Source organism: Pseudomonas sp. AC252 (assembly GCF_979258105.1).
On sequence record NZ_OZ409837.1, the window covers coordinates 5,263,869 to 5,276,184 of the forward strand.

General features: G+C 59.9%; 9 protein-coding genes and 1 pseudogene. 8 read left to right on the top strand and 2 right to left on the bottom strand.

What is annotated here, in order from left to right; translation table 11 throughout:
• Positions 1–23: 23 nt before the first annotated feature.
• The gene (locus ACZZZ4_RS23935) at positions 24–1,049 is read right to left on the bottom strand and encodes a GlxA family transcriptional regulator (protein WP_463548965.1); all 1,026 of its coding nucleotides are present in this window, start codon (positions 1,047–1,049) and stop codon (positions 24–26) included.
• A 48-nt stretch (positions 1,050–1,097) separates the two neighbouring features.
• Entirely contained in the window at positions 1,098–2,027 is a 930-nt protein-coding gene (locus ACZZZ4_RS23940; protein ID WP_463548966.1) for a LysR family transcriptional regulator, read from the bottom strand.
• Positions 2,028–2,139: 112 nt separating this feature from the next.
• Here ACZZZ4_RS23940 and ACZZZ4_RS23945 point away from each other — a divergent pair, with 112 nt between their 5' ends.
• The 8 genes and pseudogenes from ACZZZ4_RS23945 (at position 2,140) to ACZZZ4_RS23980 (ending at position 12,286) form a co-directional block, all read left to right on the top strand.
• On the top strand, positions 2,140–2,538 hold the full coding sequence (locus tag ACZZZ4_RS23945; RefSeq protein WP_110645435.1) for a RidA family protein: 399 nt from the start codon (positions 2,140–2,142) through the stop codon (positions 2,536–2,538).
• A 157-nt stretch (positions 2,539–2,695) separates the two neighbouring features.
• The gene (locus tag ACZZZ4_RS23950) at positions 2,696–3,559 is read left to right on the top strand and encodes a putative selenate ABC transporter substrate-binding protein (RefSeq protein ID WP_415762290.1); all 864 of its coding nucleotides are present in this window, start codon (positions 2,696–2,698) and stop codon (positions 3,557–3,559) included.
• Complete coding sequence (locus ACZZZ4_RS23955; protein WP_133336349.1) at positions 3,556–4,353, top strand: phosphonate ABC transporter ATP-binding protein; 798 nt, start codon at positions 3,556–3,558, stop codon at positions 4,351–4,353. The genes ACZZZ4_RS23950 and ACZZZ4_RS23955 overlap by 4 nt, the downstream gene beginning before the upstream one ends.
• Positions 4,347–5,174: a PhnE/PtxC family ABC transporter permease gene (locus tag ACZZZ4_RS23960; protein WP_463548967.1), complete on the top strand. Its 828-nt coding sequence runs from the start codon at positions 4,347–4,349 to the stop codon at positions 5,172–5,174. Before ACZZZ4_RS23955 ends, ACZZZ4_RS23960 begins: the two co-directional genes overlap by 7 nt.
• Positions 5,171–5,938: a phosphonate ABC transporter, permease protein PhnE gene (phnE, locus tag ACZZZ4_RS23965; protein WP_129999458.1), complete on the top strand. Its 768-nt coding sequence runs from the start codon at positions 5,171–5,173 to the stop codon at positions 5,936–5,938. The genes ACZZZ4_RS23960 and phnE overlap by 4 nt, the downstream gene beginning before the upstream one ends.
• 178 nt (positions 5,939–6,116) lie before the next feature.
• Positions 6,117–7,795, top strand: a pseudogene (locus ACZZZ4_RS23970) (MFS transporter).
• Between the two features lie 107 nt (positions 7,796–7,902).
• Positions 7,903–8,121, top strand: a complete 219-nt coding sequence (locus ACZZZ4_RS23975; RefSeq protein ID WP_129999464.1) for a hypothetical protein — start codon at positions 7,903–7,905, stop codon at positions 8,119–8,121.
• A 205-nt stretch (positions 8,122–8,326) separates the two neighbouring features.
• Entirely contained in the window at positions 8,327–12,286 is a 3,960-nt protein-coding gene (locus ACZZZ4_RS23980) for an Ig-like domain-containing protein (protein WP_463548968.1), read from the top strand.
• Positions 12,287–12,316 lie beyond the last annotated feature (30 nt).

Here is a 12,316-nt window from a genome sequence, read left to right on the forward strand (position 1 = left end):
CGGGGTCATTGAAACGGCTGGTTCTATTTGACCAGCCGTTTTTCCTTCGAAGGCCGATAACCGAAGTACGAGCTGTAGCACTTGCTGAAATGGCTCGGTGAGACGAAGCCACACGCCACCAACACTTCCACCTGTGACAGCTCCGTGTGTTGCAGCAGGCGTCGCGCCTCGGTGATGCGCAGTTCCAGGTAATAGCGCTGTGGCGTGGTGCCCAGTTGTTCCTTGAACAAACGCTCGAGCTGGCGTCGTGAGCGGCCGGCGTAGACCGCCAGCTGCTCCAGTTCCAGCGGTTCTTCCAGGTTGGCGTCCATCAGCTTGATCACTTCACGCAACGGCGCACTGACGCAGATGTTTTCATCCGGCTTGATCCGCCGATAGCGCGACTCTTCGAAGGCGAGGATGTCTTCGATGCCCTCGACCAACGCTTTGCCGTGCAGGCCCTTGATCCAGTCGAGCGCCATGTGGAAAGCCCCGGACGGGCTCGACGCGGTGAGGCGGTCGCGATCGATCACATAAGGCTCGCTACTGACGTGGGTGCTCTTGGCGATTTCGGTGAGCGCCGGACGATGTTCCGGGTGGATCGAGCAGCGATAGCCATCGAGCAAACCGGCCCGGCCGAGAAACCACGATCCATTCCACAATCCGGCGAGGCTCACGCCCCGCTCCGCTGCCGACTTGAGCAAGCCGATGAATTCGTCGCTGGCGCGCAGCTCGGTGCGATAACCACCGCAGACCACCAGCAGATCCAGATCGTAAAGCGCAGCAGAATCCAGACGCGCATCGGGGCGAATGACCAGCCCCAAATCGCTGATCACCTCGCCATCACCCAGGCCGAAAGTGCGCGACGAGAACAATCCCGGGCGCAAAAGGTTGGTGGTGACTACCGTGTCCAGCGCCTGGGTGAAGGCCGGAAGCGAAAAATGTTCGAGCAAGAGAAAGCCGGTGCGGGTCACGCCGGTGTCATCGGTATTTTGTTCGTTCAGATAGCGAAGGTTCTTGCCCTTCATGCCACCGCTGAATTGACGTCGTTCAATCAAGGTCGGGTCCATCGGTCGTTGTTATGCGGCGATAGTTGGCCGGTTCTGCGCAAGAGTCAATCATGGCCGTGACTGGCGCGTCACGATTGGCGCCGGCTGTGCCATCAGCTCTACGACCCAATCAATAAAAACCCGCAACTTCAGGCTCACATGCCGATTCGGCGGATAGGCCAGATAAAGCGGCATCGACTCAAGCTGCCAGCCTTCAAACAATTGCACCAACTCGCCCCGCGCCACAGGGGCATCAGACATATACGTTGGCAGCCACAGCACACCCATGCCGGCCAGCCCTGCCGCGAGATAGGCATTGCCGTCATCCACCGCTAGCACATGGCGCCCCTTGATCTGCAAGCGCTCGGTGCCGTTGTGCAATGTGTACGGAAGAGGTTTGCCGGTGCGCGCCCAGAGGAAAGCAACGACGCGGTGATGGGAGTCTTCCAGTTGGCGCGGATGGTCGGGCGTACCTTCGCGAGCCAGATAAGCCGGCGCGGCAAATACGCCCAAGGGCAGATCGGCAAGCTTGCGCGCCATCAACGATTGATCGAGCAGCTCGCCACCGCGCACCACGCAATCGACGTTCTCATCGATGATGTCGACGATGCGGTCGCTCACGCCCATGTCGATCTGAATGTCCGGGTAGCGCGCATGAAATTCCGGTAAGGCCGGCACCAGGATCAGCCGCGCGAACGGGCTCGGCACGTCGATGCGCAAGCGTCCGCGTGGCCGTGCGGCGGCGCCGGGCAGGCTGGTTTCGGCGTCGTCCATGTCGGCCAGCAACTTGATCACCCGCTCGTAATACGCCGCACCATCGGCGGTAACGTTGACCTTGCGCGTGGTGCGGTTGAGCAGCTTGACCCGCAGCCGCGCCTCCAGTTGCTGCACCAATTGCGTCACCGTGGTCTTGCTCATGTGCAAGGTTTCGGCAGCCTTGGTGAAACTGCCCGCCTCGACCACCCGGGCAAAGGCCTGCATTGCATCGAAACGGTCCATCGCGCCCCTCGATTGTTTGGGGTTTACAAACAGTGAACGCCAAGCTTGCGCGTTTATCCGGCAGCTGCAAATACCTAAAGTCGCTCCATCAACCACTGATGGAGTCAGCACCATGTCTAAGCGCGATGTCGTTTTCCCACCTGCCCGCCATGCCCTGTACGAGCGTCACCGTTACTCGCCGGCAATTCGCTCCAACGGTTTTCTGTTTGTCTCCGGACAAGTCGGCAGCCGCGAGGACGGTTCACCCGAGGCCGATTTGCCCGGTCAGGTGCGCACGGCGTTCAACAACCTCAACGCGATCCTCGCTGCGGCCGGTTGCAGCTTCGACGACGCGGTGGATGTCACTGTGTTCATGGTCGATCCGCACTCCACGTTCGAAACAATCTGGAGTGTGGTCCCAGAGTTCTGGGGCGAAGCGCCGTTCCCGACTGTCACCGCTGTCGGCGTGACCTGGCTGGCGGGTTTCGATTTCGAGATCAAGGTGATTGCGAAACTGCCCGAAGCGGCCTGACCGGCGCCGCACACAAACAGACACAACGCGCCGGCACGGAGGCTGGCCAATCTCCTCGCGAATGCGTATAACCTCGCCGTTTCGTCTACCCTGACGTGGCGCGCCGCTCTGTAGCGGCAGCCCTTCGAATGTTGACGCTTATGAAACGGAGAATTCTATGTTCAAGCGTACCCTCGCCCTCACCGCCGGTCTGGCGCTGTCCTTTTCTGCCCTGATGACGCAGGCCGCTGATGTCCTGCGCGTCAGCGCGATTCCCGACGAAGCTCCGACCGAGCTGCTGCGCAAGTTCGAACCGCTGGGTGCCTATCTTGAGCAGCAGTTGGGCATGAAGGTGCAGTTTGTGCCTGTCGCCGACTACCCGGCGGTGGTTGAAGCGCTGGCCACCGATCGCCTCGATATGGCCTGGCTCGGCGGTTTCACTTTTGTGCAGGCACGTTTGAAGACCGACGCCACCACGCCAGTGATCCCGCTGGTGCAGCGCGAGCAGGATGCGCAGTTCACCAGCAAATTCATCACCGCCGACCCGAACGTGAAAAGCCTCGCCGACCTCAAGGGCAAAACCTTCGCCTTCGGTTCGGTGTCGTCCACCTCCGGCAGCCTGATGCCGCGTTACTTCATGCTGAAAAACGACGGCATCAAGCCTGAAGGCTATTTCAGCCGCGTTGCCTATTCCGGCGCACATGACGCCACCGTTGCCTGGGTGCAGGCCGGTAAGGTCGATGCCGGTGTGTTGAACGCCAGTGTCTGGCAGAAACTGGTCGACGCTGGCAAGGTCGACACCAATAAGGTCAAGGTCTTCGCCACCACCCCGACCTACTTCGATTACAACTGGACCGTGCGCGGCACCCTTGATCCGAAGCTGGCCGCGAAAATCAAGAAAGCCTTCCTCGACCTCGATCCGGCCAACCCTGAGCAGAAGAAGATCCTCGATCTGCAGGCCGCCAGTCGCTTCATCGACACCAAGCCCGAGAACTACAAGGGCATCGAGGAAGCCGCCCGCGCCGCCGAACTGCTGAAATGACCCTACGCCTCACCCAGGGCAGCCTGCGCCATGCCAATGGCGTCGATGCCCTTCGCACTATCGACGTACAGATTGGCACTGGCGAACAGGTCGCGATCATCGGCCCGTCCGGCGCGGGCAAATCAAGCCTGCTCAATCTGCTGGCGACCGCGCTCAAGCCCAGCAGCGGCGAGATCGAAGTGCTCGGCGAACGTGCCTGGCACCTGTCGGCGCGCCAGCGGCAGCGCCTGCGTGCGCGCATCGGTCTGGTGCATCAGGCGCCACCGATTCCGCCGCGTCAGCGGGTGATTACGGCGGTGCTGGCCGGCAAGCTTGGCCAGTGGAGTCTGGGCAAAAGTCTGCTGAACCTGCTGCATCCGCTGGATGTGGCGGGGGCGCGCGCGGCGTTGGCGCGGTTGGATCTGGGCGATAAATTGTTCGCCCATTGCCAGCAGCTATCCGGCGGGCAACTGCAGCGCGTCGGCATTGCGCGGGTGCTGTATCAGGCGCCGGAAATATTGCTCGCCGACGAGCCGGTGTCAGCGATGGACCCGGTGCTCGCCGGCCACACATTGTCGATCCTGTCGCGCCATGCTCGCGAGCACAACGTCACACTGGTGGCGAGCCTGCACGCAGTGGATCTGGCGCTGGCGCACTTTCCACGGATCATCGGTTTGCGCGACGGGCAGATTCTTTTCGACTGCCGTTCTGACGAAGTCAGTCGCGACAAGCTCGATGCGTTGTACGCCAATGAACAACTGCAATCGCCTGCGCCAGCGGCCGCGCCTTTGATTGTGCAGATTCCGCGATGCTGAAAGCTGATTCACGGGACCCGGCGGCGTGGCCGCGACTGTTGCTGACGCTGCTGGCGCTTGCGCTGTTGTGGCCGGGCATTCAACTCAGCGAGCTGGACCTGGGCGTGTTGTTTCAGGCCGATAGCCAGAACGAAATGGGCCGTTTCGTTTCGGCGTTCTGGCCCCCGGCGCACGATCAAGCGTTCCTGCAACTGCTGCTCAAAGCCACCCTGCAAACTTTGGCGATTGCCACGGCCGGCATGGCCCTGGCCCTGCTGCTGGCAGTGCCGGCCAGCCTGATCGCCAGTCGCGCGTTGTCGCTCTCGGCGGCGTCACGGGGCGGCGTGCCGAGCCTGCTTGGGCGGTTGCTGCGCTGGCCGGTTCGCGGCTTGCTGATCTTTTTGCGCAGCGTGCCGGAAATCGTTTGGGCGCTGTTGTTCGTCCGCGCGGTCGGCCTCGGCCCGGCAGCGGGTGTGTTAGCCATCGCCATCACCTACAGCGGCATGCTCGGCAAGGTCTACGCAGAAATTTTCGAATCCACCGACCAGCGTCCGGCGCACGCGCTGTTGCAGGCCGGCAGCGGTCGATTGGCGGCGTTTGCTTACGGCACGTTGCCGAATGTCGCCGCCGAATTGCTCTCGTACACGGTGTATCGCTGGGAGTGCGCGGTTCGTGCCTCGGTGGTAATGGGCTTTGTCGGCGCTGGTGGCCTGGGGCAACAGATTGACTTGTCGATCCGCATGTTCGCCGGCGGTGAAGTCGCCAGCATGTTGCTGACGTTCCTGCTGCTGGTGCTGTGCGCCGATCAACTCAGCCGTTTGCTGCGCTGGAGGCTGACATGAGGCGCCTGATCAATCTGCTGTTGCTCGCCGCCATTGCGCTCTCGGTAGTCGCGTCTTTCGCTTATCTGGAACTGGATCTGGCCGAACTGGGCAGCGCCAACAGCCTTAAGCAGATGGGCAGTTACGTGCAGCGCTTTCTCAGCCCTGACTTGAGCGCCAGTTACCTGAAAGCCATCGCCCACGGTTCGCTGGAAACCCTGGCCATGTCAGCCCTCGGCACCCTGCTCGCGGCATTGTTCGGCATCGTCCTGGCGCTGCCCGCCGCCGGGCGTTTCGGCTGGCCGCTGCAAAGTGCGGCGCGTCTGCTGCTCAACGGCTTGCGGGCGATTCCGGAACTGGTCTGGGCGGCGCTGATGGTGCTCGCCGCCGGCCTCGGCCCGAACGCCGGCACCCTCGCCCTCGCCCTGCACACCACTGGCGTACTCGGCCGACTGTTCGCCGAAGCGCTGGAAAACACCCCGCCGCAACCGGCCGAGGCGATCCGCTTGCAGGGCGGCAATCCGATTCTGGCGTTCTGCTACGGCACCCTGCCCAACCTCGCCCCGCAACTGCTTGCCTACTGCCTGTATCGCTGGGAAAACAACATCCGCATGGCCAGCGTGCTGGGTTTTGTCGGCGCTGGCGGGCTGGGGCAGATGCTGTATGTCAGTCTCAGTCTGTTCCAGGAAGCCCAGGCCAGCACGGTGATTCTGGCGATGCTGTTGCTGGTGTTTCTGGTTGACTGGCTGAGCGCCTGGAGCCGGCAGCGTTGGGTCAAAGCGTAGGCCGAGTGGATATCTGGCAAAAGCTGATTATGCTTCAGGAAACCTTGCAGCCCTGCGAGGCGGTCAGACTGTGCAAGCTTCACGCGAGAGCAACGGCGGCAGATGCCAACGGGCCAGAGTGCGACAGGCAGTAACGGGGGACTCCGGCCTACAACAATAAGCACGACGGAGAACACCCATGGCCACAATCGACACAGCATCCACCGGCACACCGCCCCGCAGCGGCGGCATCACCAGGGAGGAGCGCAAGGTCATCTTCGCTTCCTCGCTGGGCACGGTTTTCGAGTGGTACGACTTTTACCTCTACGGCTCACTGGCGGCGATCATCGCCAAGCACTTCTTTGCCGGCGTCAACGAAACCACCGCGTTCATCTTTGCCCTGCTGGCCTTCGCTGCCGGGTTCGCCGTGCGGCCGTTCGGCGCCATCGTCTTCGGGCGCCTGGGAGACATGATCGGGCGCAAACACACGTTTCTGATCACCATCGTCATCATGGGCGTGTCGACGGCAATCGTCGGTCTGCTGCCCGGCTACGCAACCATAGGCGTCGCCGCCCCGGTGATCCTGATTACCCTGCGCCTGCTCCAGGGTCTGGCGCTGGGCGGGGAATACGGCGGCGCCGCGACCTACGTGGCCGAACACGCGCCACGTAATCGCCGTGGCTTTTTCACCTCGTGGATTCAAACCACCGCCACTCTCGGTCTGTTCATGTCGCTGCTGGTGATCCTCGCCTGCCGCACGGCGCTGGGCACCGAAGCGTTCGAGGCGTGGGGCTGGCGGATTCCGTTTCTGCTGTCGATCATTCTGCTGGCCGTGTCGGTGTATATCCGCCTGCAACTGAGCGAGTCGCCGGTGTTTCAGAAAATGAAGGACGAAGGCAAGGCTTCGAAAGCGCCGCTGACCGAGTCCTTCGCGCGCTGGGACAACCTCAAAGTGGTGATCATGTCCCTGCTCGGCGGCACCGCCGGGCAAGCGGTGGTCTGGTACACCGGGCAGTTCTATGCGCTGTTCTTCCTGTTGCAAACATTGAAGATCGATCCGCAGACCGCAAACCTGCTAATCGCCGGCTCGCTGCTGATCGGCACGCCGTTCTTCGTGATTTTCGGCAGCCTGTCTGATCGCATCGGGCGCAAGCCGATCATCATGGCCGGGTGCATCTTGGCTGCGCTGACGTACTTTCCGATCTTTCATGCGCTGACCCAGTACGGCAACCCGGACGTGTTCGTCGCCCAGGAAAAAATCCGGTCAAGGTGATCGCCAGTCCCGAGCAGTGCTCGTTCCAGTTCGATCCGGTGGGCAAGGCCAAATTCACCAGTTCCTGCGACCTGGCCAAGACGCTGCTGGCGAAACGCGCGATCCCGTACGAGAACGTCGCCGCCGAACCGAACACGGTGGCGCAGGTGCGCATCGGTGACCGCGTCGTCGAGAGCTTCGAAGGCAGCGCCCTCCCCGCCGCCGACTTCAAGACCCGCAACGACGCCTTCACCGCCAACCTCGGCGCGGCGCTGAAAGAAGCCGGTTACCCGGAAAAAGCCGACCCGGCGAAAATCAATTATCCGATGATGCTGCTCCTGCTGACCGTGCTGGTGATCTACGTGACCATGGTGTATGGCCCGATCGCCGCGTGGCTGGTCGAGCTGTTCCCGACGCGCATCCGCTACACCTCGATGTCGCTGCCCTACCACATCGGCAACGGCTGGTTTGGCGGCTTCCTGCCCACCGTGGCCTTCGCCATGGTCGCCGCCACCGGCGATATCTACTACGGGCTGTGGTACCCGATCGTCATCGCAGTGGCGACGGCGATACTCGGCACCTTCTTCCTGCCGGAAACCAAGGACCGCGACATTCTCAAGGACTGAAATCGCTGTTGCGCCCTCTCCTGCGGGAGAGGGCCTCGCCGCTGAAAAATTTCGAACGTCTGCCGCCGCGCTGTCTCCAATGTGTACACCCACAGGAGGCCAGCGCCATGAACCCCAACGACGACAAAACCCCCAACGCCCCGCCCACCGATGCCAGCGGTAAACCGGTGAACGTGGTCGAACGCGATCTGCAGGACCGTGACGACAAAACCGAAGGCGTGGACAAGGTCATCACGCCGTCTTCCACTCGGGTCAAAGAGCAGGAAGCGGAAGAACTGCAGCGCAAGGTTGATGAGATCGAGCGTAAGGTGGCGGACGGAAATTGATTCGGGAGTGACTGTTGTCGCGACTCGGGGTGACGCCCCGGATTGTGGTTGCAGTCACCCGTTTCATCCTGCTTATCAATGCGCAACGGTGTGCAAGTGCGTGACTACCACTGATCGGAAAACCCCGTCAACCTGTCAGGTTTGACAGTGGGCAGATACTTCGAATCAGCTTACAACAGGCCATCTCCTTCGGATGGATTGGCCGATGAATTCCTTCAGATTCTCTCGTTTCCCCAAACGACCGGACTCTCCCGTCTCGCCATCGAATCTCTATCCGGTCTATTTCGCCGACAGGACCGAGCCGGTCCTCGGCGCTGATGGCGGAATCAATCTGGACACGTTCGAACGATACGATGAAGGCCTATATGCCGTCATCGACCCGTGGGAAAGAATGGCTGAGGGAGATGAAGTAGTCCTCTTCTGGAACGACCAGGCGATCCTCCAACTGAAGGTAGACAGCGCCCAGGTCAACGAGCGCCTGTTCTTTTACTTGCCAACCGACCAGATCGACGCGGGCTTTTCCACGTGTCGCTACGAACTGACCCGCGCAGGCGAAACACTCCCGGACGACCCTTCGGTTGTCTTGACGCTTTTCATAAAACTCACCCTCCCCGCCGGTGAGGACAAGGAAAAGCCATATCCGTGGCACTCAGAGCTGGACATCGTCGGTCTGCCCGTCGATGTCATCAATAATGGTGTCACTGAAGAATGGGCAGCCAGCGGCGTCCCGATGATCATCAAGCAGTACCCGGACATGCGGGTACGCGATGTTATTTGGGTGTGCTGGGGCAGTATTTTCCTGGCGCCCCATGTCGTGACGCAGGCCGAGGTCGACGGCACTGCCGAAATCGTTGTCACAGCATCGCCCAGCGACATCCTCACCGCAGGCGACAGCCTCAAGCTGTTGATCAAGTATGAGATACATGACGAAGTCTGGAACTTCAGCGAGAAATGGTCGAAGGAAACCACAGTTCGGGTTGAAGCAGGTGCCGCTCGCCTCGGTATCCCTATCTTCGACGACGCCGACGGTGGGGAGCTGCACCTCGATCAACTGGATCATCAGGCGACCAACCTGCTGATCAATATCAAGGACAACGACGAGTTCACCTCCGGCGACAAAATCAGAGTCAATGTCATCGGCATCGGGCGCCCGGGAACAGCGTCACGGACATTTTCGGTAGAGATAACGGTTGGCAATCCGGCCTACATTCACGAAGTGCCTATTCCTTTCGAGTTCGTCAGCCTTTTCGCAACCGGTACGCTGGATGGTTCCTACGTATTGCTCAAGCAGGACGGAAGCGCGCCGCTTTACTCGAAACGCGCCTTCGTCAAAGTGATTGGCAATCCGGCGCTGTTGCCGGCGCCGACGATTGAAGAGGTTATCGGCGCCATCCTCCCGAGTGACAGCCTGGCGGCGACCGTGCGAATCGCTTACCCGAGCCTGAAAGTGGGCGATACGATCAACATGATCTGGGAAGGCAAGAAGGGCGATGGCAACTCTTACCTGTACGAGGAATCCTACGACGTCAGCGGCAATGATGAAGAGACGGGATTCATCTTCATCTACGTGATGGGTGAACACATTCTTGCGCTGATCAATGGCAGCCTCAAATTGTATTACCGGGTCTACAACGAAGATCCTGCCGACTTTGGCCTCAGCGAGTCAGACTTCCTGCGAGTCGACGTACGCGGATTGTCCGCCACCCTTCCCGCGCCCGATGTGGAAGAAGCCAAAGAGGGCGTAATCGATCCGACCCAGGTTTATACGCAGGCGCATGTGCTGGTCAAACCGGTCGCTTGGGCAAAGGGCGACATCCTGACGTACCACTGGTCTGGCGTTAATCCTTACAGTTCAACCAAAGGCAGCGTGCCGATCACGTTGTTGACGATTGATAAAACGGTGCGCTTTCGCGTGGATGCCAGATACGTCACGGCCAATATCGGCTACGTGGTAACGGTGCGCTATACGTTGCTCCATGTGGAAACCGGCAAGTTCAGCTATTCCGCACCGTTCGAGGTAATGGTCGGGATACCGCTTGGCGAATTGAAGCCACCGACAGTTGTGCAAGCGATCGGCGCTGCGTTGAATCCGATGGATGCTCTCAACGGAGTGGACATCCAGTGCAGCTATCCCACCATGGATGTCGAGCTCGATACACTTGGGCTGAAATGGCGTGGCACACCCGGCCCCGGCACATCGGAAGATCTCGAACAACCAGCCGAACCTTCCGGCACCGTGTCCTTTCATCTCGCGTCCTCGTTTGTGGGTGCGAATATTCGGCGTTCAGTCAATGTCGGTTACGACGTTCAGCGATACGGCTTGTGGACGTCATCACAGTTGCTGCCATTGCAAATACTGGATTTTCAGGATCCGGAAAAAGAGCTGCCACGGCCCGAGGTGCCGCAGGCCATAGACGCGGTGCTGGATTTGATGGAGATCGCCGGCGACGCCAGCGTGGTGGTTAAACCCTGGCCGTTCATTGCCAAAGGCCAGCTCGCCTCGGTCTGGCTCGAAGGTCTTGCCACCACCGGCAGCTACGTCATTGAAGTATTGACGGCACACCTGATTACCGATCAGCAAGCCATCCAAGGCCTGGACGAGCCTTTGCCCAGAAGCGAACTATTGAAACTGCTGCACAGTTCTGCAGCCGTAGTGAAGTGCGCGGTTGTTTTTGATGGCAGCACAGACATGTCGGCAGCGATCGAGTTTCCCTCTCTGCCGCTGACCATCCGCACCCGTTATGACTACGTGACGCCTGTCATCACCAAAGTGTTGAACCCGCAAGGCCAGGACATTCCTGAAGCCGGGCTGACATACGATAAACGTGTGACGGTTCAGGGCACGGCGACGCGTGGCGAGAAGGTAGAGATCAAGATCAATGACGTACTGAAAGGCACACCCGAAGCCTCAGCACTCTGGACATGGGAGTGCCCTGCCGACAGCCTGAACGAAGGCCTTCAAAAAATCACTGTCGAAGCCTTGTACGACGCAGATGTCCCGGTCGGTAATCCGAGAACATTTACCGTCGGCGTTGCTACCAAACCCAGCATCACAGCGGTCAATGACTCCAAGGGGCCCGTGGCCATGGATGGCACTACTTACGACTCTGCGGTGACCGTCGCGGTGAAGGCCGACCCAGACCAGTTGATCCAGCTTTACGACAGCGCTACAGCGATTGGTGTTGCCATCGAACTTGATGGCGAGGGCAATGGCTCGACCACGCTCACCGATTTGACTATCAAAGGTTACGCGGTCAAAGCCAGAGCGCTTTATGGCCAACAACTTGAATCGGCGCTGCATAACTTTGCGGTCAAGGCTCATCTGGCAGTAACGCTGACGTCAGTCAGACACTCGGGAGGCGACCTATTGAATGGAGGTGCAACTACTGACTCCAGCGTCACGCTGAGCGGTACTGTGACACCCCGTTATGAAGTGCAGATTTATGACAACAACAGTGCAGGACCAAAGATCACCGGGCATCCAAGCAACGGCAGTTGGACTACGACTCTGGGCGTAGGACTTGGCGGACATTCGGTCTATGCAAAAGCGCTGGCAACCGGACAGAATTCCAACACTCGGACTTTCCGCCGGGATAACCCGATCCCTCCCCTGAACTTCAATCAGAACCCGGTAACCCTGGGAGGTAAAACATATATATGTCCAGCCTACCCTCACCTGTTTCCCGCGCCCAACGCGGGCAACTCGGTACGGCATCAGGCATCGGGTGGCTCCGGAGCAATCAGCTACAGCTCCAGCAATCCCGCAGTAGCTGCGGTTGATAATGCAGGTTTCGTTACCGCGCGCGGCCGGGGTTCGGCGTTGATAACAGCAAGGGATGGGGTAAACCAGTCCAAGAGCTACACCGTATATGTGACCAACGTCATTCATTGCATCGGCCTTGGAGGGGGAACATGGAATTCAATAGTTGGCGTTGCGTCACAACATGGCGCCAGAATGCCCAGCTACGACGAACTCTATGAAATTTTCAGCGCTTACGTGGGCCGTTGGCCAATGGGTAGCGGCTTCTACTGGTCCAGTACCCCGACCAATTACCACTGGCCATGGCCAGGAAATAAAACGGTTCATCTTGTCAACGGAACCAACGCCTCCGGTATAACCAAGCCAGGCTTTAACCATAGTGCATTAGGCGTCGGGCTCAGATAACACCCGACTGCATTCCCCCTCTTGCAATCG